General features: G+C 35.6%; 17 protein-coding genes. 11 read left to right on the top strand and 6 right to left on the bottom strand.

Going from position 1 to position 25,149, the window contains the following annotated elements; translation table 11 throughout:
• On the top strand, nucleotides 1-238 hold a 238-nt coding region (locus tag ASC72_RS24345; RefSeq protein WP_206743203.1), incomplete at its 5' end, for a hypothetical protein.
• Nucleotides 239-521: 283 nt separating this feature from the next.
• On the opposite strand, the gene ASC72_RS04525 is transcribed toward ASC72_RS24345, so the two are convergent.
• From ASC72_RS04525 to ASC72_RS04540, 5 genes are all read right to left on the bottom strand, one after another.
• Entirely contained in the window at nucleotides 522-1,544 is a 1,023-nt protein-coding gene (locus ASC72_RS04525; protein WP_371258430.1) for a proline-specific peptidase family protein, read from the bottom strand.
• Between the two features lie 213 nt (nucleotides 1,545-1,757).
• A complete protein-coding gene (locus ASC72_RS24025; RefSeq protein ID WP_157849259.1) occupies nucleotides 1,758-1,928 on the bottom strand; it encodes a hypothetical protein in 171 nt (56 codons plus the stop codon).
• Between the two features lie 138 nt (nucleotides 1,929-2,066).
• Nucleotides 2,067-2,609 (bottom strand): GNAT family N-acetyltransferase, encoded by a 543-nt coding sequence (locus ASC72_RS04530; RefSeq protein WP_082564231.1) that lies wholly within the window; start codon nucleotides 2,607-2,609, stop codon nucleotides 2,067-2,069.
• A gap of 459 nt (nucleotides 2,610-3,068) precedes the next feature.
• Nucleotides 3,069-4,079 (bottom strand): NAD-dependent epimerase/dehydratase family protein, encoded by a 1,011-nt coding sequence (locus ASC72_RS04535; protein ID WP_056187476.1) that lies wholly within the window; start codon nucleotides 4,077-4,079, stop codon nucleotides 3,069-3,071.
• Between the two features lie 62 nt (nucleotides 4,080-4,141).
• On the bottom strand, nucleotides 4,142-4,717 hold the full coding sequence (locus ASC72_RS04540) for a Crp/Fnr family transcriptional regulator (protein ID WP_056187477.1): 576 nt from the start codon (nucleotides 4,715-4,717) through the stop codon (nucleotides 4,142-4,144).
• Between the two features lie 586 nt (nucleotides 4,718-5,303).
• On the opposite strand from ASC72_RS04540, the gene ASC72_RS04545 reads away from it, so the two are divergent.
• Nucleotides 5,304-8,297, top strand: coding sequence for a SusC/RagA family TonB-linked outer membrane protein (locus tag ASC72_RS04545; protein ID WP_056187480.1), 2,994 nt, complete (start codon nucleotides 5,304-5,306; stop codon nucleotides 8,295-8,297).
• A gap of 11 nt (nucleotides 8,298-8,308) precedes the next feature.
• Nucleotides 8,309-9,913, top strand: a complete 1,605-nt coding sequence (locus ASC72_RS04550; protein WP_056187483.1) for a RagB/SusD family nutrient uptake outer membrane protein — start codon at nucleotides 8,309-8,311, stop codon at nucleotides 9,911-9,913.
• A gap of 175 nt (nucleotides 9,914-10,088) precedes the next feature.
• Here ASC72_RS04550 and ASC72_RS04555 read toward each other — a convergent pair whose 3' ends face one another.
• On the bottom strand, nucleotides 10,089-10,931 hold the full coding sequence (locus ASC72_RS04555; protein WP_056187486.1) for an AraC family transcriptional regulator: 843 nt from the start codon (nucleotides 10,929-10,931) through the stop codon (nucleotides 10,089-10,091).
• A gap of 137 nt (nucleotides 10,932-11,068) precedes the next feature.
• Between ASC72_RS04555 and ASC72_RS04560 the strand changes: the two genes are divergently transcribed.
• From ASC72_RS04560 to ASC72_RS04595, 8 genes are all read left to right on the top strand, one after another.
• Nucleotides 11,069-11,983 (top strand): dihydrodipicolinate synthase family protein, encoded by a 915-nt coding sequence (locus tag ASC72_RS04560; RefSeq protein WP_056187488.1) that lies wholly within the window; start codon nucleotides 11,069-11,071, stop codon nucleotides 11,981-11,983.
• A gap of 20 nt (nucleotides 11,984-12,003) precedes the next feature.
• A complete protein-coding gene (locus ASC72_RS04565) occupies nucleotides 12,004-13,572 on the top strand; it encodes an aldehyde dehydrogenase (NADP(+)) (protein ID WP_056187491.1) in 1,569 nt (522 codons plus the stop codon).
• 3 nt (nucleotides 13,573-13,575) lie between these two features.
• Nucleotides 13,576-14,586 (top strand): 4-hydroxyproline epimerase, encoded by a 1,011-nt coding sequence (locus ASC72_RS04570; RefSeq protein ID WP_056187496.1) that lies wholly within the window; start codon nucleotides 13,576-13,578, stop codon nucleotides 14,584-14,586.
• 73 nt (nucleotides 14,587-14,659) lie between these two features.
• The gene (locus tag ASC72_RS04575) at nucleotides 14,660-15,895 is read left to right on the top strand and encodes an FAD-binding oxidoreductase (RefSeq protein ID WP_056187502.1); all 1,236 of its coding nucleotides are present in this window, start codon (nucleotides 14,660-14,662) and stop codon (nucleotides 15,893-15,895) included.
• 378 nt (nucleotides 15,896-16,273) lie between these two features.
• A complete protein-coding gene (locus ASC72_RS04580; protein WP_056187505.1) occupies nucleotides 16,274-17,689 on the top strand; it encodes an APC family permease in 1,416 nt (471 codons plus the stop codon).
• 247 nt (nucleotides 17,690-17,936) lie between these two features.
• Entirely contained in the window at nucleotides 17,937-20,186 is a 2,250-nt protein-coding gene (locus ASC72_RS04585; protein WP_056187508.1) for a S9 family peptidase, read from the top strand.
• A 60-nt stretch (nucleotides 20,187-20,246) separates the two neighbouring features.
• The gene (locus tag ASC72_RS04590) at nucleotides 20,247-23,300 is read left to right on the top strand and encodes a beta-L-arabinofuranosidase domain-containing protein (RefSeq protein ID WP_056187511.1); all 3,054 of its coding nucleotides are present in this window, start codon (nucleotides 20,247-20,249) and stop codon (nucleotides 23,298-23,300) included.
• Nucleotides 23,301-23,417: 117 nt separating this feature from the next.
• Nucleotides 23,418-25,109 carry a DUF885 family protein gene (locus ASC72_RS04595; RefSeq protein ID WP_056187513.1) on the top strand — a complete coding sequence of 564 codons (1,692 nt, stop codon included), beginning with the start codon at nucleotides 23,418-23,420 and terminating at the stop codon, nucleotides 25,107-25,109.
• Nucleotides 25,110-25,149 lie beyond the last annotated feature (40 nt).

Consider the following 25,149-nt stretch of genomic DNA (forward strand, 5'->3'; position numbering starts at 1 on the left):
CCTGCGCAGATGGTACTGCAGTTATGTGGGAGAGTATGTCGTCGCCTTTCTTTTGAAAACCCTGTTTCTATCGAAACGGGGTTTTTTGTTTTATAGCATTTTGTGTTTTTTTACGGCAAGTTGCGTGAAGATTTTTACTGTGTCTTTTGCTGTTGTCTTTATTAAGGTCGCAAAGGCTTATTGTGGTGAACTTTGCGTATCAAGAGGCTTCGGGATTGCCAACTTTGCGGTTAAATAGCAGTTACTGTAACTGATTTGTTCTGAAAACTGCACTTCTAGTTTACCGTAGACTGCGTTAGGGATGGGAGTGACATCCTTTTGCGATGCCTTGGACTTCTTCCCAAACCAAAACCCCTATCGCAAAAGATACAGCGGACAGCCCGACCCGGAGGGAAACGACCAGATTATGATTAAGGAATGATGTTTTCTGTTTTTTGATTGTTGTTGAAGGTTAGCTGCTTATATAGGATGAATTATTATAATTGATACATTGATGTTAAATTTTGATATGGTTTTAAGTACTAAATTTTTCCATTATCAACATCATTTATAAACTTAATAACACCATTCATAAAGACTTTTTGATCATCCCACATTGCTAAATGACTTCCGTTTGGACAATATAAAAAGCGTCCATTTTGAACTAATTTGCTTTGTTCTTCCATGGCTTTTGGATCCATTGTGTCATATTTTGCACCTATCATTAAGGTTGGAATTGTGATTTCTTTTAGACGATTTTTTACATCCCATTTGGCTAAACGGCCGTTAATTCCGAATTCGCTTGGTCCTTGCATCATAGTGTATACTTCTCCATTCATGTGCTTACTGGCTCTATTTAAACCGTCTGGCCATTCTTTTAATCGGCATAAATGCTCTTTGTAAAAATTAGGAATTAGTAATTCCATATAACGTGGATTAGCAAAATCTTTTTTAGCTTCTAATGCCCTAATTTCTGTAAGAATTTCGGGTTTCATTTGTTTTGCCAAAACTTCATCAGCATATTTTCCATATTCAGGTGCACTCGCGACCATGTTTGAAACTAATAGGCCTTTAAGGTTTTTTTGATATTTTAATGCATATTCCATTGCAAGAATTCCTCCCCATGAATTTCCTAAGACGTAAAAATTATTTTGGTCCGCTCCAATAGCTTTACGAACTTGCTCTACTTCTTCAACAAATCGTTCTGTTGTCCATAGACTACTATCTTTTGGTTGATCACTGTAATAAGAACCTAATTGATCATATTCGTAAAATTCAAAGCCTTCACGCTGAAAAAAAGTCTCAAAACATTCCATATACTCATGTGTCATAGCCGGACCGCCGTGTAGTAGCAATACTTTTATTTTAGGATTGTTTCCAAATCTTTTTGTCCAGACCTTGAATTCTCCAACAGGTGTTTTGATTGGAATCATTTGTACACCAGCTGATTCAACTGCGTTTTTTTGATTGTACGTAAAATAATCCGAAAGTGTTTCTGATTTATTTTCTTTTTTGCATGAAATAGTTAGAAGAATAGTTACTAAGAGAAGTATTGGTCGCAGCATATTTTCACAAATTAAAAAATTTATACTTTTGAATTTCATTGCGAACTAAAATACAAATTTAAATTAGATTATAGTTTTTATTTTTAAAAGTGCTGTCTGGAATGGGTTAAAATATTTCTTAAAAACAAAAGCCCGATATATATCGGGCTTTTGTTAACTTAAACTATGATTAGTTCGTTGTCTTAATATTCTTTTAGTTTGTTTAAAAGTGATTTAATTTTGTTCTGTAATCGTGGGTTGGTTAAGTTTTATAACCTGATTTTTTATTTGTATTATCCGATAAGAAATACGATCATTAAATAGTACTGTGCTCACAATAATTCCAAAAGGGTTTGTTCCCATAATGTCATTGGTATTTATTCCTGGAGTATATTTTTTATTCATAAACTCTTCTTTAGGATAAAGGTGTAAATATTTATAAAAACAACAAAACCCATAACTTAGTTAGGGTTTTGAGGAGAAAGAGGCTATATACCTTTTATGATTATCCTGGTAAATACGGGATTTTTTTATGATTTTGATCTAATTTTCAACATTCAAGGTCATAGAAGTATAATCATAAGAAATATTGTCAATTCTAAACATGTCTTTTGTTATACTCAATTGCTCAAAATTCATTTTTTTGTAAAGCCTGATTGCCGGAATATTATCGGTCAAAACCTGCAAATCAATCCAACTAATTTTGCTATTATTTGTACAATAATCAATAATAAATTCTAATAAAGTTTGACCAATTTTCAAATTTCTAAAACTACTGTCAACACCCATTCCAAGTAAAACTCTATGTTCTGCATTTAATTGATTTTGAGGACGAATGTCAATGTGTCCAACAATTTTGTTTTCTTCGTTTATTGCAACCCAAATTTTTCTCCATCCAATTTCCTCATTTTTTTTATTCATTCCGTCTTCAAACTTTGCCTTCCATTCGTCCGAAAGTGCAGATTGATGTTTAGAAAGTGGTTGAAAAAGTGTTATTCCCTTCTGTCCATTTTCAGAAAGATGAATTTTCAGGTATTGAAAAAAATCGTCAAGTTTCTCTTTATTTAACTCTTTAATTGAAATCATTTACAAAATTATTTTATTAAGTCGATATTGATTTGTGTCGTTATGGTCTAATCATTAACTTATATATACTATAAAATAGCATTTCTGTTTCGGAAAGATCTAAGCCGTTAGTTCTAATACAATTGCTAATTTAGAGTTTTTTATAAAGAAGAATTGTTTTTAGTTTAATTTATAGTTATAGATAATTGTGTAAATAGATTTGAATAATATTGCCAATACCATTACAAAATTAAAAATATTTAAACTTCATTTAGATACATAAATCCTTCAATAAAAGAGTCGAATTTTGTACCCAGTGGTCACCATAAATTACTTCCAAAGTCATTTGATTTTGGAAGTTCTTATATCAATATTTTGATAGATAATTAAAATTCTATTATTTCAAATTTAGTACAAAAGTTTAATTTGCTTCATAAATCCACTTGTACAAACCGATTTTAGCTAACATTATTCTCTTATCTACTTAAATGTTTTGCTTTCTTTCAAATATACCATTGCCTCTTTGACCGCTTGTATCGAATTTTTTGGATTAAAACCCAATTCTGTCCTCGCTTTTGTAATGTCAAAATCTTGTTGAAGCCCTGAAAACATAGCAATGTCTTTAATACTCAATAAAGGAGCTTTACCATTTAGCCAACTACCAATTTCCATAAACCAGGCGATCGTGAATAATATAGGTTTTGGAACTGCTAAAGGAAGTTTTATTTTCAAGTCTGGAAATAACTCTTGTGCAATTTGTGTTGTTGCTTTTATGGAAGTACACTTTTCATTTGCTAAAATATAGCGTTCTCCATTTTTTCCTTTTGTCGCTGCTAAATAACAGCCTTCAGCAACGTCTTTTACATCAATCCAATTTAAAGTGATGTTTGTTTCAACGGGTATTTGCTTTTCAAGAATTAAAGAGATAATATTATAAGAAACACTTAAAGGTTTAAAAGCACTGCTCCCAATCATTGCAGATGGCAAAACAGCAACTATTTCTATCTTGTATTTTTGGGCCAATTCAAAAGCTAACTTTTCGCCGTCATTTTTTGAATTGTAGTACATATCCCGGCGGTCTGGATTTTGTCCATAACTTTCTTTAGTAGGTAGTATGGAATAATTTAGGGCAGCAATAGAGCTTACATACACAATTCGTTTTACGCCTGCTTCTGCTGCGGCTTCAACAATATTTTTTGTACCTTCAAGATTAACATCATAAATTTCTTTTTTAGGATCTTTTGCCCAAAGTTTAAAGACTGCTCCAACTGCATAAAATGTTTCCACACCTTGCAAAGCGTCTACTAAGGATTGTTTATCCGAAATATCAGATCGAACTACTTCACAATTTAAACCAATAAAAGGTTCTTTGTTTTTGATGTTGCGAACCGAAGCTCTTACGGGAATACCCTTGCTGATAAGTAATCGTACTAAGTTGTTGCCAAGATGCCCATTTGCACCCGTAACCAAGGCTAAATTTTTCTGTGCCATTTTGTTTAATTTTATTACGGCACAAAATTGGGAGATGATTCTTCAAATATGCTTCACAAATGTTACTTAATCATTTGTTTTCTAATTCTACTCAAACTTTTTGGGTTCATTCCTAAAAAAGAAGCAATGTATTGAAGAGGCACATTGTATAGAATTTGAGGATAATTATCAATTAACTTTTTGTAACGCTGTTCTGCCGTTAAGGTTGCCAAATCTTTTGAGCGGTTTTCGTTGTATGTAATTGATTGCTGAAATACCCAAGTACTAAAATCCCTAAAGGAGGAACTATTTTGAACAAGAAAATCCAGGTCAACTTTAGCAATTCTCAAAAGCACACATTCAGTAATACATTCTACATTTTCATTAGATTTTGTAAGGTTGATAAAATGACTATAAGAGGTGATAAATCCTGGGGGACAGTTGATATGCGTTGTAATTTCGTCGCCTAAATTATTGTAGTGAAACAATCGCATAAAACCCGATACAACAAAATAAAGATATTTTGGAACTATGCCTTCTTGTTCAATAATTTTATTTTTTGAAAATGATACAGGTTCAAAATATTTTTTGCATAATTCTTTGTCATAGTTAGAAAGTACAACTTTTGTAGTTATCAGGTTCAATAATTGGTCATGCATTTCTTAAAAATTAGAATGGCGGTATGATGTTTAGGCTATTATTTTAGGATTGTCACTAAAATTGTTTATTGGAGTTATAAAATGGCACCAACATACTTTTTTTTCGATTAATGTTTGCGTTATAAGCTGCCTTTTTTCTTCAAGCGAATATAATAAATATTTTTACTACAGTTAATTGCTTTTTTCTAATTGAAAAAGAAATATGTTAATGGGAGCATAACACCGCGATTGGTGTTAGCGTACTTCAGTTAATAGCGGTGTGTCTTGACTGGTGATCCCTCAGCCTGTCAAGACACGTTTTTTTATTGAGGTTTTGCCTGAAATTTTACTACAACTTTCTGTATTTAGCCTTTTCAACGCTAGTTTATAGTTGCTAAAATAGTCCTCTATTGGGTTGAAAATTATAAATGTGTAAGTTTTAATTGTAATTTATTAGCAAATTGTATGTAAATTCATCATTAAGTAATATATAGTGTAAAAAACGGATAATATAGTATTAGCATGTGGTAATATAAACATTTTCGTTAACTCTAATTTAACATAATTTTACAAGTGTCAATAATACACTAACCAATATTGTTAAATTATGAAACCAACCACACAAGCTTTTAAAAGTACAGCAACATCCTGTTACAGAGATAAGATGTTCTATACAATTTTATTTCTGTTTGTTGTTTTTAGCGCTTTTTCTCAGCAGAAAATCAGCGGTAAAATTACAGATTCTAATAATATTCCAATTCCCGGAGTATCAGTTTTAGAGAAAAGCACAACTAATGCAGTTGCAAGTGATTTCGATGGAAACTTTGAAATAACGATTAAGGGAAATGATCCAATATTAGTTTTTTCCTATTTAGGTTTTAAAACTAAAGAAATTAAATCAGGAGGTAAAAAGGTACTGAATATAGTTTTGGAACCTGAGGTAAATGAGTTGACTGAAGTTGTTTTAATTGGATATGGTTCGCAAAAAAAAGGAGATGTTACAAGTGCGATCGCTTCTGTAAAATCCACTGATTTTGTACAGGGAAATGTACGGGATGCCGCACAGTTAATTCAGGGGAAAGTGGCTGGACTTACAGTATCAGCACCTTCCGGAGATCCAACGGAAGGTTCACAAATTCAATTAAGAGGATTCTCGTCTCTTTCAGGCACTAGTCAGCCTTTAATTTTGGTAGATGGAGTTCCGGGCAGCTTAACAACAGTTGCTCCCGAAGATATTGCTTCTATTGATGTTCTTAAAGACGGATCTGCAACTGCAATTTATGGAACACGAGGAACGAATGGCGTTGTCATAATTACGACAAAGAGTGGAAGTTTCAATGCTAAGCCAACAATTGAATACAATGGTTATACTACAGTGTCCACAATAAGTAATAAGATGAACTTCCTGGATGCGGGTCAATTAAGAGAAAAAATGGCCGAGGGATATAAATTTATTGGAGCAAATAGTCAGGATTTCGGGTCTAATACAGATTGGCTTGATGAAATTACCCGTACAGCACTAAGTCAAACGCATAATGTATTATTTAGAGGAGGAAGTGATGTGACAAATATTAGTGCTTCGATTAATTATAAAGGCGGTGACGGGATATTTTTAAAATCTGACAATAAAAAAATGACTGGAAGAGTTGATGTAAACCATTCCATGTTTGACAAAAAACTAAAAACTAATATTGGTTATATAGCAAGTGAGCAGGTTTATAATGCTTTAGGAGACGGAACTAGTTTTGATCCCTATATATACAGGCAGGCACTTATCCGAAATCCAACGGAACCCATTAGAGATGATGAAGGAAAATGGAATGAAAGAGATGTTTATTTTTATGATAATCCAGTAGGTTATATTGAAGAAACTATTGGAGAAAACAGGTTTAGAAATACACGTTTTGATTTTAGTATGAGCTATGATTTTAATGAGTTTTTTAAATTAAAGGGTGTTTATACCAGAAAAGGTAATTCAATTATGAAAGGGTTTTATCAGACAAAAAACCACGTTTCAACTGTAAAATATGCACAGGATGGTTTTGCTTCCAGAAGTGCAGAAGATTACCGAGGCAATTATGGTGAATTTACATTGGATTACAAGCAGTCTTTCGGAAAACATAACCTGACAGCACTTGCAGGGTATAACTATGAGGATAATATAACCGAAAGATTCTGGGCAACAAACAGACGTTTTCCTACAGATGCCTTTTTATACAATAATATTGGTTCCGGTCAGGGACTTCAGCTTGGTGAAGCAGGAATGGGTAGTGATAAATTTTCTAATACGCTGATTGCATTTTTTGCCAGGATGACTTACAACTTTGACAATAAGTATTTGTTTATGGCAAGTATTAGACACGAGGGATCTTCCCGATTTGGAGAAGATAACAAATGGGGTAATTTTCCCGGAGTTTCTGCAGGATGGCGTATAAATAATGAAGATTTCCTAAAGAATACCAAATGGATTAACAATCTAAAATTAAGAGCTGGTTTTGGTATTACGGGAATTAATGCAGGTGAAAATTATCAGTCATTAAGCGGATTGACTTACGGGAACTATTTCCTGAATGATGGAAAATGGATAAGAGAATTAGTACCGACAAGAAATGCAAACCCGGATTTAAAATGGGAGAAGAAAGAGGAAATTAATCTTGGTTTAGATTTTGGCTTTTTTGACGATCGTATTAGCGGAGCAATTGATTATTATAGCAGAACAACCAAAGACGCGCTTATGGATTACAGTGTTCCAACGCCTCCCTATTTTTATGGTACTATAGCCGCCAATGCAGCTGAAATTAAAAATTCAGGTTTAGAACTCCTGTTAAATGTTACTCCAATAAAAACCGATAATCTTATATGGACTGTAAACCTTACCTATTCTACTAATACCAACAAAATGGTATCATTATCCAATGATAAATTTCAGCTTACCAATAACTTTTTTGATACAGGATATACAGGAGAACCCATCCAAATATCAACACATCGTATTCAGGAAGGACAGCCAATTGGAAATTTTTTCGGTCTAAAAAGTGTGGATATTACTGATGATGGTATTTGGATTATTGAAACACCGGACGGAAGAAGAATCCCGGCAACCGAAGCAACAACCGAAGATCGACAAATATTAGGAAACGGTCTGCCAAGATCCTATTACAGTATAAACAATGCAGTTCGTTATAAAAACTGGGATATGAATGTCAATTTAAGAGGTGCAATGGATTATCAGATTTTGAATTTTTCCAGAATGTTTTATGAAAACCCAACAATTGCATACAACACTTTAGATTCGGCATACGACAAAGTATATGACAAGGCGGTATTAAATGATGTACAGCGTTATGTTAGTTATTACGTAGAAGATGGAGACTTCTTAAAAATCGATAATATTACCATCGGTTTTACACTTCCTAAATCGACTTTCAAATTTATTGATACTTTAAGAATTTATGCTTCCGGAAGTAACCTGGCCACTTTCACGAGTTATAAAGGAATTGATCCTGAGGTAAACAGAGATGGGTTATTTCCTGGTAATGATGACAGGGATAAATACCCGTCAACAAGATCATTTTCAATTGGACTTAACATCACACTTTAAAAATAAGAGATATGAAAAATTTAATAAATCAATTATCTTTCCTTAAAAAGAAGATTTTATATTTCGGCTTAATTATTACGGCAGGCTTATCATTGTCTGGCTGTACTGACTTAGATGAAAAAGTATTTTCAGAAGTAACAGAATCAAATTTTGTCCCTTCAGAATCAGATATTGTGGCTATTATGGCCTCTGCATACACGCCTATGAGATATGTTATGGATTGGCAGGGTTTGTTTGATTTGCAGGAAGAACCAGGAGATGCATTTGTTACGCCGACAAGACCAAATGGATGGGACGATGGAGGAACTTACAAAAGAATGCACTTTCATGAATGGACTAAAACAGATTGGCAGCCACGAAACACCTGGATAACTTGTTTTAACGGAATTAATGCAGCCAATAGGGTTATGCTTCAAATGGAATCTGGAAAATTTCCTATTAGTGCAGAACAAAAAACAGCTATTCTGGCAGAAATGAGAGCAGTAAGAGCGCTGTATTATTCTATCTTGGTAGATACACATGGCAATGTTCCTATTATTCCTAATTATAGTGATAAACTGCCGGAGCAAAATACCAGACTTGAAGTTTATAATTTTATTGTGAGTGAGTTAAATGAAGTAATTCCGCAATTACCAGCAAAAGTAGATAAGACTACTTATGGACGTATGACGCAATGGTCAGCATATCATGTTTTAGCCAAAGTATACTTAAATGCTGAGGTATATACAGGAACTCCACAATGGCAAAAATGTATCGAGGCATGCGATAAAATCATACAAAGTGGTTTATTCAAAAAATCAGATTCTTATAAGGCAATTTTTAGTGCAACAAACGAAACCAATCCGGAAATGGTTTTTGCAATACCTTATGATCAAATTTATGCCGGCGGTTTTGGTGCTCACATGAAAATGCTATTGCCAAGCCACAGAAAAGTATTCGGAATGGAAGCACAGCCATGGGGTGGTTCAAGCTGTAATCCACAATTTATAGACACTTATAACCCAAAAGATAATCGTTTGAAAGATACCTGGCTTATGGGAAATCAATATAACATAGATGATGGAAGTATAGTCTTTACATTGACTAAGGAAATGCCAAGTATTTATTTCTGCGAGGAAACTGAAGGTTTTAGATGTGGGAAATTCCAAATTCAGCGCGGTGCGAGATCAAGTCTTAATAATGATTTTCCTTTTTTAAGATATACTGACGTTTTAATGATGAAAGCGGAATGTTTACTAAGAACAAATCAAAGCGATGCAGCTGCTCAGTTAGTAACTGAAGTCAGAATCAGATCTTTTGATAATCCTGCTGATGCCGTTGTTACAGGAGCACAACTTCAACAAAACTCAGTATTTAAATATGGTACACTGGCAGAAAATGGAACTATCGATAAGCCTGGCGATCAAACGACAGTTCTTTATGGTAGATTCCTGGACGAGCTGGGATGGGAATTTGCAGCGGAGGCCAGAAGAAGAACAGACATGATCCGTTTTGGGGTTTATCAGAAAAAGAATTGGTATAATCATGTTCCAAAAGGAGATTATACAACTCTATTCCCAATAGGATTAGAAGAGTTAAATACGAATAAAAATTTAAAGCAAAATCCAGGATACTAAAAGAAGTTACTGTGATAAAAGGAATTGCAAGTTGGTTGCTTGTAATTATAAAGTGTTTGAAAAGCTATTCCCTAATTTAGGGAATAGCTTTTTATTTTAAAGTTATTCTGTTATGGACTATAAATTAAAAATGAAGAAATTTGTTTTGTCCGAGATGTTCTTAAATTATAATAAATTAAAGTTGGGAACGATAATGAGAAGGAGAAACTCCTTTTAATTCCTTAAACTTTCTGTTGAAATTGGCAATGTCCTGAAATCCGCAAAGCTCAGATATTGAGGCTATAGAAAGATCTTTTTTATGGTGTAGTAATTTGCAGGCATTTTCAATTCTGATTTCAATCAAAAACTGAAAAAAAGTCTTATTGGTGCGTTTTTTAAAATAACGACAAAATGCATTTTTACTCATATTGGCCTTCTCGGCCACCTCGTCCAAAGTAATATTCTGATGATAGTATTCGATTGCATATTCAAAAACGGCGCTCATTCTGCGGCCTTCATCATCCGTATATTTCTTTTTGTAAACAAAGGACGAAAGAGGTGTTTTCTCTGAAGTAATAATAATGTTTATGATCTTTAAAAATGAAGCAATGCGCTGTATTTTATTCTGTTTTTTTAGTTTGGTAAAATGATGAATTATTTTCTTTTGATTTGATAAAATCTTCATACCATATTCAGATTCCTTAAAAAAATCTTCGAGACTACTCATATCATTAAGGCTGAAAAAATCTTTTCCAAAAGAGGTTTTGGTAAAAAACAAAGTCAGCATCACAGATTCGGGACTGGCCTCAGTATTACTTCTAAAAACATGGGGAACATTCTCACCAATTACCAAAATATCTTCTTCCTTATAATCGTTTATCGAATCTCCGACAATTAAAGTTCCTGAACCTTTTGCAATATAGCTAATCTGAATTTCTTCATGCTGATGCAGTTGGTCGTAGAAAACGCGCTCAATATCTTCCTGATAAATAAGGGCTTCTCTCTCAGTTTTTGGTATTTTAAATGGCAGGATTTTCAACGGAATGTTTTTAGTTATGTAAATATTATCAAAAAAATCAGATTATACAATAGATGGGGTAATATAGTCCTGATATAGGCTAATAATGACAAAGGAGCTCTTTTGTATAAGCTTTATTTTTGATAAAAATTGAGAATATGAAAATAAATTGGGAAGGCGTAATGCCGGCTGTAACGACAAAGTTTACAGCAGAAGGTCAATTGGACCTGGTAATGTTCGAAAAAAATATTAAAGCACAAATTGATGCTGGAGTTAATGGAATCATACTTGGGGGAACCCTTGGTGAAGCCAGTACATTAACCAAAGAAGAAAAAGAGGTTTTAATAAATAACACTTTACGAATAGTGGAAGGGAAGATTCCGGTTATCGTAAATATTGCAGAACAGACCACAAGCGAAGCAATAACTCTGGCAAAACGCGCTGAAGAGTTAGGCGTAAATGGTCTTATGCTCTTGCCACCAATGCGATACAAGGCAACAGATCATGAAACAGTGGTCTATTTCAAAGAAATTGCAAAAAGCACTTCATTGCCTATTATGATTTACAACAATCCTGTAGATTATAAAATTGAGGTAACTCTTGACATGTTCGAAGAACTTTTAAAACTGGAAAATATTCAGGCAGTCAAAGAATCAACAAGGGACATCAGCAATGTAACGAGAATCAGAAACCGTTTTGGAGACCGATTAAAAGTACTGTGCGGAGTGGATACCCTGGCTCTTGAAAGTTTGGTGGCCGGAGCCGATGGATGGGTTGCCGGTTTGGTTGTGGCCTATCCTGCTGAAACTGTTGCTATTTATAAATTGGTAAAAGCCGGAAAGATTGACCAGGCTTTAGCTATTTACAGATGGTTTATGCCATTACTTGAACTGGATATTTCACCTCAGTTGGTACAGAACATCAAATTGGCAGAAGTAGCAACAGGACTTGGAACAGAAAATGTGAGAGCACCAAGATTACCGTTACAAGGAGCTGAGAGAGAACGTGTATTGGCGATCATTGATTTTGCAATGAAAAACAGACCCGTTTTGCCAGCTTACAAAAACATTTAATTAAACTTTAATAGAAAGCGATGACTACAGGAAAAAATTATATTGGAGATGTGCTTTCCGCAAAAGGTAAAACGACATTCAAAACCATCAATCCGGAAGAAAATTCGGAGAATGAAACTCTTTTTTTTGAGGCCAGTGAAGATGAAATTTCTCAGGCTGTAGCATTAGCCGAAGAAGCTTTTAAAATTTATGGAACCATTGAAGACGTAAAAAAAGCAGATTTCCTGGACGCTATCGCCGAGGAAATTGAAGCATTGGGTGAGGAGTTATTAGCAACTTATATTCAGGAGTCAGGTCTTCCGGCTGGAAGAGCCAACGGTGAGCGAAGCAGAACTACCGGACAACTCAGGGCATTTGCAACAATGCTACGCGAAGGTTCCTGGGTAGAAGCCATTATCAATAAAACAGAAGGCAAACCCGATATCCGCAGGCTGCAGATTCCAATTGGACCCGTAGTTATTTTTGGAGCGAGTAATTTTCCGCTTGCTTTTTCTACTGCAGGAGGAGATACAGCGAGTGCATTGGCGGCTGGTTGTCCTGTAGTGGTGAAATCGCATCCGCTCCATGCCGGAACAGGTGAAATGGTAGCTTCGGCAGTTATTAAGGCAGCCAAAAGAACAGGAATGCCAAATGGTGTATTTTCTAATTTGAACAGCAGCGGTATAGAAGTTGGAGTAGCTTTAGTAGAACATCCTTCTATAAAAGCAGTTGGTTTTACAGGAAGTATAAAAGGCGGAACCGCACTTTGTAAAATTGCCGCCAACAGAGCTATTCCAATTCCTGTTTATGCAGAAATGGGTTCTATTAACCCGGTGTTGGTTTTACCCTCAGTTTTAAAAACCGAGAGCGAAAAATGGGCTAAAAATTATGCCGCATCAATTGTGGCCGGAACGGGTCAGTTTTGCACAAATCCCGGTCTTATTTTAGGAATAAAAAGCAACGAACTGGATTATTTTATTACTATTTTAGCTTTGGAGATTGATAAATTAGAGCCAGCTTGCATGCTACATCCCAATATCAAAAAGCAATATGAAACCCTGAAATCAGAAGTGCTGGGGCAGTCGGGATATACGCAACAAACGACTTTAAACAGAGAAATAAAACCAAACTATGCATTGCAAAACGTAATTACGGTCGATGGCGATATTTTCTTAAAAAACAAAACATTTCATAAGGAAGTTTTTGGGCCTTTTTCTGTTGTTGTTAAATGCGATGATATAGAGCAGCTCAATGAAATTATTTTGGATTTAGAAGGACAATTAACCGGAACCATTTTAAATGCTGATTTAAAAGAATATGGAGATTTTAAAGAAGTAATTCAAAATCTTAAAAATAAAGTGGGGCGTTTAATATTTAACAATGTTCCGACAGGAGTTGAAGTTTGTTCCGGAATGACACACGGCGGGCCTTTTCCGGCAAGTTCAGACAGCAAATTTACCTCCGTAGGATTAACGGCAGTCAAAAGATGGGTTCGTCCGGTAACTTTTCAGGACTGGCCCGATGAATTGCTTCCACAAGCACTGCAGGATAAAAATCCGTTAGGAATTAACAGAGTAGTAAATGACATAGTAACCCAGAACACCATTTAATATATGCCTAGAAAAACCTTTTTTTGCGTAGATGCCCATACCTGCGGAAATCCCGTAAGAGTTGTGGCTGGCGGTGGTCCCAATTTGATTGGAAACAACATGAGCGAAAAACGTCAGCATTTCCTAAAAGAATTTGACTGGATTCGTAAAGGACTTATGTTTGAACCTCGGGGGCATGACATGATGAGCGGGAGCATATTATATCCGCCAAGTAATCCTGAAAATGATTTTGGAATCTTATTTATCGAGACTTCCGGTTGTCTGCCTATGTGCGGGCACGGAACCATTGGAACGATCACTATTGCAATTGAAGAAGGTTTGGTTATCCCTAAAATTCCCGGGAAGATAAAAATGGAAGCTCCAGCAGGTTTGGTTCAAATAGAATACCAACAAACCGGAAAAAAAGTGGATTGGGTACGTTTGACCAATGTAAAATCATATTTAGCTGCCGAAGGCTTGACTATTGATTGCCCGGAGTTAGGCGAAATTGTTTTTGATGTCGCTTATGGTGGGAATTATTACGCTATTGTAGATCCGCAGCAAAATTTTTCAGGTGTTCAGGATTTTACAGCAGGAAAAATTGTGCAGTACAGTCAGGAAGTTCGCAAACGTATTAATGAAAAATACCCAAATCTCTTCATTCATCCGGAAAATGATACCATCCGCGATGTGAGCCATATGCTCTGGACAGGCGATCCTATAGATCCCACTTCATCAGGCAGAAATGCAGTTTTTTATGGAGACAAAGCAATCGATCGTTCTCCGTGCGGAACCGGAACCTCAGCCAGAATCGCACAACTTCATGCCAAAGGGAAACTCAAAAAAGGGGAAGACTATATTCATGAGAGTTTTATTGGAAGCAAATTTATTGGCAGGGTAGAAGAAGAAACTTCAATAGGAGATATCAAAGCCATAGTACCAAGTATTCAGGGCTGGGCCAAAGTTTACGGTTATAACAATATCATTATTGATGAAGATGATGATCCGTATGCGTTTGGTTTTCAGGTGATCTAAAAAAAGTGATAATGTAAAAAAACATTGGTTTACAGAATACTTTCCTGCCAATGATTTGAAATTTATAATACTAATGAAAAAAGTCAGTATAATTGGCGGAGGGATAATAGGTCTGTGTTCAGCCTATTATCTGGCCAAAGAAGGGTATGAAGTAGTTGTTTTTGATAAATCAGATATGAATGACGGCTGTTCTTATGGAAACGCGGGAATGATTGTTCCCTCGCATATAATTCCGCTGGCACAGCCCGGCATGATTGCACAGGGAATAAAATGGATGTTTGACAGCCAAAGTCCGTTTTATGTTAAACCTCGTTTGAGTATGGATTTAATGAAATGGGGACTGCAGTTCTATAAACATGCCAATTTAAAACATGTTGAAAAAGCAATGCCGGCTCTCTGTGATTTATCGCTTTTGAGTAAGGAGCTCTATCAGGATTTTGCAAGGCAGAACAACTCTTTTTTTTATGAAGAAAAAGGACTTTTAATGCTTTACAAAACTGATAAAACCGCCGAAGAAATTCATCACGAAGGAAAATTGGCAGAAGAATTAGGTTTAGAAGTTGATTTTTTGTCAAAAGAGGATGTTTCAAAATTAGAAACAGGAACGGCTACAAACGTCATCGGCGGTGTACATTATAAAAGTGATGCGCATGTTTATCCGCAGAAATTCATGCAGTTTTTAAAAGAACAATTAAGTCAGTTGAAGGTAGAAATTCATGCTTTGACAACGGTAAATGATTTTGTTTTAAAAAATAATACGGTCACTGAAATCATAACAGATAAAGGCAGTTTTACAACAGATGAAGTCGTTCTGGCAACAGGATCATGGAGTCCACACATTGCTAAAAAATTAAATGTCAACATTTCAATATTACCTGGAAAAGGCTACAGTTTTACGCTAAAAAATCAAAACCACAAACCTTCAATTCCAAGTATTTTGTGTGAAGGAAAAGTAGCGGTTACGCCTATGAATAATGATATTCGTTTTGGAGGAACAATGGAAATAACACACACCAATGACACCAAAATCAATCAGAACAGACTTCAGGGAATCGTGAATTCGATCAATGATTTTTATCCGGACTTAAAAATCAATATGCCCAAAGAAGAAGAAACCTGGTTCGGATTCAGACCTTGCACACCATCTGGAATGCCGATAATTGCTCGAGATAAAAAACTTAAAAATTTAACTTTGGTTACCGGACACGCCATGATGGGCTTAAGCCTGGCACCTGCAACAGGAAAAATAGTAGAGGAAATCATTTCCGAGAAAACTACTTCTGTAGATACCCAAATGTTTCAACTCTAAAAAAATCAGCTTCATTTTCTAACCAAAATTGAAGCTGATTTTTTATTTAGAATAAAACATATAGGTTCCTAGCCCTGAAAGGGCGTAATATTTATAGAAAAAGAATACGTCGTTTTATTGAACCCCATCGGGGTGAAATATTTCTCCATAAAATGCATACACTGCTCCGTTTGCTATAAATATTTCGCTCCGCTGGAGCTCTTATAAAATAATCTAAAATTCAACTATTAATATCATGCTCCGCTGGAGCTTTAAAATTGAAATATTATATCATAAAATATTTAGACTGATGATCTGAAAATCTAAATCTTAACTCAATTTAGATTCAATACAACCTTTTCGCATACCTAACAAAAACAACCAAAAAACAACCAAATAATGACAGATAATAATCAGGAAGAATTTAAAAAAGAACTCGGGCTTCTCGACGGAACCATGCTTGTGGTAGGTTCCATGATTGGATCCGGAATATTTATTGTAAGTGCCGATATTGCCAGACAGGTAGGATCGACCGGATGGCTTATTTTGATATGGCTCATTTCAGGAATCATTACGATGATTGCCGCAGTAAGTTACGGAGAATTAAGTGCCATGTTTCCCAATGCCGGCGGGCAATATGTTTATCTTAAAGAGGCCTATAACAAATTAGTAGCCTTTTTGTATGGCTGGAGCTTTTTCGCTGTTATCCAAACCGGAACCATTGCAGCAGTTGGAGTGGCATTTTCAAAATTTGCCGCCTATTTAATTCCGGCTGTCAGCGATGAAAATGTTTTATATGAAATAGGCAGTTTTAAACTCAATGTAGCACAGATTGTTTCTATCGTAACCATTATTTTTCTGACCTATTTAAACACGCGCGGAGTAAAAAACAGCAAAATTCTGCAAACGATTCTGACTATTATAAAAATAGTATCCATTTCAGGATTAATTATATTCGGATTTACTCTGGCGGCTAAAGCTTCTATCTGGAATGCCAACTGGACAGATGCCTGGACACCACATTCTTTTAATACAGACACAGGTTCGTGGATGCCAATTAATACTACAGCATTAATTTCCGGAATATCGGCTGCTATGGTTGGGACCCTGTTTTCAAGTGATTCCTGGACCGGGGTAACTTTTATTGCAGGGGAAATTAAAAACCCAAAAAGAAATGTGGGTTTAAGCATGTTTTTGGGAACCCTAATTGTAACCATTATTTATGTATTGACCAATTTAATGTATGTAGCTGTTATTCCACTTAGCGAAATTGCAACAGCAAAATCGGATAGGGTAGCAGTGGTCGCTTCAGATTATATTTTTGGAGATATCGGAACGCTTATCATTGCGCTAATGATTATGATCTCTACTTTTGCCTGTAATAACGGATTAATTATGGCCGGAGCCAGAGTTTATTATACGATGGCAAATGATGGTTTGTTTTTTAAAAAAGCAGCAGTATTGAATCAGGCAAGTGTTCCCGCTTGGGCACTTTGGGCACAATGTATTTGGGCTTCAGTATTATGTCTTACAGGTAAATACGGAGATTTATTAGACTTTGTAATTATCATTGTCCTAATTTTCTACATCCTGACCATTTATGGAATTATGCGTCTTCGTAAAAAAATGCCAGATGCAGTTCGCCCATACAAAGCAATCGGATATCCATTTTTACCCTTATTGTATATTGTAATTGCATCGGCTGTTTGTGTTTCTTTATTGTTCACAAAATTTTCAACTTGTGGCTGGGGCGTTTTAATTATGTTGATGGGTATTCCAATTTATTATCTGATCAAAGAAAAAACTTCAAATTAATTTTAACTTTTAGTTTAAACCTGACAGGTTTTTAAAATCTGTCAGGTTTAATCATCGAAAGAATATTTAAAATTTACTTTTTCTTATTTTTATGCTGCTAAGAAAAACTTGATTTCAACCCGTAATTAGTATTTAATAACTGATTTTCCTCAAATTTCATTTTCAATGGATAATATAATATTACTATCTGTTAATATTAACCCATAGCCATCAATCAATATTATATATTTTTATTACTATTTAAATTATGATGACAACTAGCAAAAAAATAAATGTATTTTTAACACTTTCATGGTGTTTGATCAGTCAGGCGCAAGGTACATTGAAGGAATACAAAAGAGCAAACGCAGTAGATTCTTTATTCAAAAATAAGGTGACCAACGCTCCCAAAGAATTTCATTGGATTGGGAATGATTATGTTTGGTATAGCAATAATCTGTTGAAAGGAAAAGAATTTCTTTTGGTTGATACTAAACAGCAAAAACAAACAGTTGCTTTTGATCATGATAGATTAGGGCAGTCACTTTCAAAAAATTTAGGAAAAGATATCAAATCCAAAGATCTTCCAATTGAGAATTTAGAGTTTGATAAAAGCTTGTCAATATTAGTATTTACAACAGACTCACTTAAGTTTTCCTGTAATTTAAATACATACGAATTAACTAAAATAGGGTCCTATAAAATACCATTGAAAAAAGATGATTATTGGGGTGGAAATTTTGATGAATTAGGGAATAAACCTGTTGGTTCTCCGGATTCTCTGCAAGTAGCCTACATTAAAAATTATAATTTATACATAAAAAACAAAAAAACAAAAGTAGAAACCCAGTTAAGTTATGACGGCTCAAAGGGATTTTATTATTCGTCATACCTGCAATGGTCGCCAAATAGTCTTGAAATTATGGCGTATAAAATGAGACCTGGTGAAGAGCATAAAATTTACTTTATAGAATCAAGTCCAAAAGATCAGTTTCAGCCAAAGTTGCAAACCAGGGATTATTTAAAACCCGGAGATCAATTACCTTTTAAAAGTCCGCAATTGTTTGTTGTAGCTTCAAAAAAACAAATTCCTGTTGCTACAGATTTGTTTCAGGAACAATATGAGCTTTCAGAGATAAAATGGAAAGACGACAGCAGTGCTTTTACTTTTGAATACAATCAAAGAGGACATCAGATATATCGCGTTCTGGAAGTTAATTCCGCAACCGGAAAAGTGAAGGCTATTATTGAAGAAACCAGCCCGACCTTTGTTGAATACAGCGGAAAAAGATACCGCTACGACATCAAAAAAAGCAATGAAATTATTTGGGCTTCAGAGCGCGACGGATGGAATCATTTGTATGTATACGATGCCATTACCGGAAAAGTAAAAAATCAGATTACCAAAGGAAACTGGCCAGTAAGGGAAGTAGTAAAAGTTGATGAAGAGAAAAAGCAAATCTATTTTACCGCAAGCGGGTTAGACAAAGATCAGGATCCCTATTTGCTGCAGTTTTGCAGAATCGATTTTAACGGAAAAAATTTCACAAGATTAACCACCGAAAATGGCAATCATAAAGTGACTTTTTCGCCGGATTATAAATATTATGTCGATCAATATTCCAGAGTAGATGCCGCGCCTATTACGGTTTTAAAAAGTATAGACTCTCAAAAAACAATTGTAGAAATGCAAAAGGCCGATATTTCGGCACTACAGAAAACAGGTTGGACAGCACCAGAAGTTTTTACAGCCAAAGCAAGAGATGGTAAAACAGATATTTGGGGAGTTATTGTACGCCCCACTACTTTTGATCCCAATCGTAAATATCCAATTATTGAATATATTTATGCAGGTCCGCAGGATTCATTTGTTCCAAAGAATTTTCAGCCTTATTATTGGGCAATGTCGTCTCTGGCTGAATTAGGATTTATTGTGGTTCAGATTGACGGAATGGGAACTTCAAATCGCTCGAAAGCTTTTCATGATGTATGCTGGAAAAATTTAAAAGATGGAGGTTTCCCCGATAGAAAACTTTGGATAAAAGCAGCCGCTGCCAAATATCCTTACATGAATATTGATAAGGTGGGCATTCATGGAACATCTGCAGGTGGACAAAATGCCGGAGCTGCTTTGGTTTTTAATTCTGATTTTTATGATGTTGCCGTAGCATCTTGCGGTTGTCACGATAACCGAATGGATAAAATGTGGTGGAATGAACAATGGATGGGCTACCCGGTTGGCCCTGAATATGAGGCATGCTCCAATACGGCCAACGCGGCACAATTAAATGGAAATCTGATGTTGATTCTGGGGGAGTTGGATGATAATGTTGATCCGGCTTCAACGATGCAATTTGCAAATGCCCTGGTAAAGGCCAATAAAAATTTCGAATTAGTAATCGTTCCCGGACTGGGACATTCTGCCGGTGGGGATTTTGGAGAACGCAAACGCAGGGATTATTTTGTGCAGCATTTGTTAGGAGTTATCCCGCCAACCTGGGAGGAAATTTATAAGTAGAAAATTCCTGAAAAGGAGAAAAAATAAAGATTTTGTAAATCAGAAGAAAAAGAAATAATGATGAAAAAATATCAGTTATTTATTTGTGTAATACTAACTTTTTGGGCATCGTGTGCAATAAAAGTACAGGCTCAAAATGGTGATCAGATTTTAGACGGAATTGGTGAAACCGGATTGATTGCCCGCTACGTTTTTGATGGCGATGCAAAAGACTGGTCGCGAAATAATTTGCATGGTAAAATTCAGAATTCTCAAGCCCGGTTTGTAAATGATGAACAGTTTGGCAGAGTACTTTCTTTGCCGGCAGATAGCAAAGCGTATGTTTCAATTCCCGGTGACGGATTAATTGGAGAAGAATCACTAAGTATTTCGGGATGGATTTATTTACGTTCTGCACAAAAAGATCAGCGATTTTTTGATTTTGGGAAAAACACGAATTCACATTTATTTTTCGCGCCCACAGGAACAGAAAAAGACGAAATTCAGACCGAAGTTGCTACGGAAATTGGCGTAAAATACAACACAAAAGCACCACCTTTAGAAACCGGCAAATGGAATCATGTGGCGGTGGTAATAAATATTCCTTCAAAATTAATTAGCACTTACGTGAATGGAGTATTGGTGAGCGAAACCAAGAATGCAGCACTGGATCTGGCAAAATTATTCGATTATAATTCGGCAGAAAAAAACAGGCTTTACATAGGGAAATCGTTGGCAGAAGGCAATATTTATCTAAATGCAAAGTTGCATGATTTCAGAATTTACAGAGTTCCATTAACAGACAAACAAATTACCAGAATCTATAACAATGCTTTGAAAGAAGGTCAGGAAGAAGAATCAGGAGAAGAACAAACAGCAGATTTGCCAAAGTTTGCCACAACAACTCCACAGCTTTATAATCAGTTCCTGACGAGCGTTTCAGATGTTAATGTGCAAACCGTTGTAGGATCACTTCCACGATTACCAAGTTATTTAAAAGGGGTTTATAGTAATGGAATTGAAGGTCCTGAGGTTCGCGTAATTTGGCCTTCGCCGAAGGATAACAGCCAAGTACTTAAAAGCGGACAATATACCGTAACCGGAAGTGTTTCAGGTACAGACTTAAAACCAAAAGCGATTGTAACTGTCAAAGAAGCAAAAGAAACTGCAACACCAGAACGTAAATTGGAAGTTTTCAAATTAGATCAGGTGGTATTGAATGCTGATCATGAAGGGCACCAAACCAAATTTATAGAAAATCGCGACAAGTTCCTGAGCACGCTTGCAACGACAGATCCGGATTCTTTTTTGTATATGTTTCGCAATGCTTTTGGGCAAAAACAACCAAAAGAAGCAGAACCGCTTGGCGTTTGGGATACTCAGGAAACCAAGTTGCGCGGTCATGCTACAGGACATTACTTAACTGCAATTGCTCAGGCCTATGCGAGTACGGGTTATGATAAAACGCTTCAGGCTAATTTTGCCAATAAAATGGAGTACATGGTCAACACGCTGTATCAATTAGCACAACTTTCCGGAAATCCAAAAGAAATTGGAGGAAAGTTTGTGTCAGATCCAACTGCTGTGCCACCAGGACCTGGTAAAACGACTTATGATTCAGATTTGAGTCCGGAAGGGATTCGCACCGACTATCAAAATTGGGGAAAAGGATTTATCAGTGCTTATCCTCCGGATCAATTTATAATGTTAGAAAATGGAGCGACTTACGGAGGACAGAAAACTCAAATTTGGGCACCTTATTATACGTTACATAAAATTCTTGCCGGATTGATGGATGTTTACGAAGTCAGTGGTAATGAAAAAGCACTTGAAACGGCCAAAGGAATGGGAGATTGGGTTTATGCCCGTATGAAAAAACTGCCAACGGAAACGCTTATTAGTATGTGGAACCGCTATATCGCCGGAGAATTTGGCGGAATGAACGAGGCTATGGCAAGATTGTACAGAATTACAAAAGATCCTCATTATTTAGAAGTAGCGCAATTATTTGACAATATTAAAGTGTTTTACGGTGATGCTAACCACACACATGGACTGGCTAAAAATGTAGATACTTTTAGAGGATTGCATGCCAACCAGCACATTCCACAAATTATGGGAGCATTAGAAATGTACCGTGATTCTAATACACCGGACTACTACCGTATTGCCGATAATTTTTGGTACAAAACCGTAAATGATTATATGTACAGCATCGGAGGAGTTGCGGGAGCCCGTAATCCGGCAAATGCAGAATGTTTTATCAGTCAGCCCGCGACGATTTATGAAAATGGTTTTTCATCAGGAGGTCAAAATGAAACTTGTGCGACTTACAACATGCTTAAATTAACCGGAGATTTATTTCTTTACGATCAGCGTGCAGAGTTAATGGATTATTACGAGCGCGGTTTATACAATCATATTCTTTCGTCAGTAGCCGAGAATAGTCCGGCCAATACGTATCATGTGCCTTTGAGACCGAGCTCTGTAAAACAATTTGGAAATGCACACATGACAGGCTTTACCTGTTGTAATGGAACTGCTATTGAAAGCAATACAAAATTTCAGAATTCCATTTATTTTAAAAGTGTCGGTAATAATGCACTTTATGTAAATCTGTACGTGCCTTCAATATTAAAATGGACAGAAAAGAACATAATTGTAGAACAAACAACAGATTTTCCTAATGAAGATTTTACCAAATTAACCATCAAAGGAAATGGCAAGTTCGATCTTAAAGTGCGTGTGCCTCATTGGGCAACCAAAGGATTTTTTGTGAAGATAAACGGCAAGTCCGAAAAAGTAAAAACACAGCCCGGAAGTTATCTTACATTGAATAGAAAATGGAAAGACGGCGATGTAATTGAATTGCGTATGCCCTTTGAGTTTCATTTAGAACCTGTTATGGATCAGCAAAATATCGCCAGTTTGTTTTATGGACCAATCTTATTGGCAGCTCAGGAAACCGAACCACTTAAAGATTGGCGAAAAGTAACTTTAGATGTTAAAGATATCAGCAAATCAATTAGTGGAGATCCTAAAAAATTAGAGTTTACGATAGACGGAGTTTCTTATAAACCTTTCTATGAAAGCTACGGACGTCATTCGGTTTATCTGGATGTTACGTTAAGGTAATAGATTAAAAACAGCTAAAAAAGTTCGCCGCTAATTACACTAATTTACACTAATTAATTCGTGAAAATTCGTGCAATTAGTGGCAAAAAAAATATTTAGAACCATCAAACCAAGAGCATGAAAAAAACAATTCTAAGCCTCATTTTATTCTTATTTATGATAACGCCTTCGTTTTCCAGCGAACTTATAGATGTTGTGAATACTTTTCAGGCAGATAAAACGGCACTGCAAAATTTTTATTCCAATAAGGAGTCGGAAGAATATTATGAACGGTTTTCTAAATTTTATGTCGATTGGTCAAAAACAGTAAAAAATATCGACTTTAAAAATTTATCCAAAGAAGGAAAAGTAGATTATCTACTATTGAAAAATCTGATAGACAAAGAAAATTATTTTCTGCAAATAGAATACAAAGGCTATAAAGAGGTGGCATCAGTTTTGGATTTTTCAGCTGATATTACGCTGTTTATACAAGAAAGAAGAAGAGGAAAAAAACCAGTTTCCAATCAATTGGCCAAAGCGTTTGATGTTGCCGGAAATAGTATTGATAAAAAAACAGAGTTATTAAAAACCAAACCTTTTAAAGATTGGTTTGCAGCAGATAAAGCCGCAAGATCGGTAGCTTCTTTTGAGCAATCATTAAAAGAAGCTTATGAGTTTTATTACAGTTATGATCCTGATTTTACCTGGTGGATGGAAAAAGCGTATAAAAAACTATCAGAGAAACTCAAAACGTATGAAGATTTTTTAAAAACAAACTATTCACAAACAAGTATAAAAGATGATGGAAGCGGGATTGTTGGAAAACCAATCGGAAGAGAAGCTATCATCAAAAGTTTAGCATACGAATACATTCCCTATTCTCCCGAAGAATTAATATCAGCAGCACAAAGTCAATTTGAATGGTGCAAAAAAGAAATGATCAAAGCGGCTACAGAATTAGGTTATGGAAACGATTGGAAAAAAGCTCTGGAACACGTTAAAGATACTTATGTTCCGGCAGGCGAACAGCCACAAGCGATTACTTCTTTATACAATCAATCGGTTAAATTTATAGAAGACAGAGATTTAATCACATTGCCGGATTTGACAAAAGAAACCTGGCAGATGATTATGATGATACCGGAACGACAAAAAATAAATCCGTTTTTTACCGGAGGCTGGGAAATCAGCATTTCTTATCCAACAAAAGATATGGATCAGAAAGATAAATTGATGAGTATGCGAGGTAACAACCCCAATTTTTCTTTTGCAACGGTTCAGCACGAATTACTTCCGGGACATAATCTGCAGTTTTTTATGAACAGCCGTTATAAGTCGTATCGTCAGCCTTTTGATACACCGTTTTGGATGGAAGGCTGGGCTTTGTATTGGGAAATCATACTTTGGAACAAAGAATTTCCTCAAACTCCCGAGCAAAAATTAGGAATGTTATTCTGGAGAATTCACCGTTGTGCCCGAATTATATTTTCATTAAAATATCATCTGGGAGAAATGACTCCGCAGCAATGTATTGATTTGTTGGTCAATGAAGTAGGACATGAAAAAGCAAATGCAGAGGCCGAAGTCCGACGCTCGTTTGCCAGCGGGGACGCACCATTATATCAGGTAGCGTATATGACGGGAGGTTTGCAATTTTATGCTTTAAGAAATGAATTGCTGGCCAAAGGATGGACAGAAAAACAGTTTCACGACCGCGTTTTAAAAGAGAATATCATGCCGGTAGAAATGTTAAGGGTTTTACTGGAAGACTTACCTGTTTCAGAAGATTATAAGACGAATTGGAAATTTTCAACCGATTTCAAATAATTAAAACAGTTAAGATTTTATCATTAAAAAATATAACAAA

It is taken from the genome of Flavobacterium sp. Root420, from assembly GCF_001427905.1.
Taxonomy (GTDB): Bacteria; Bacteroidota; Bacteroidia; order Flavobacteriales; family Flavobacteriaceae; genus Flavobacterium.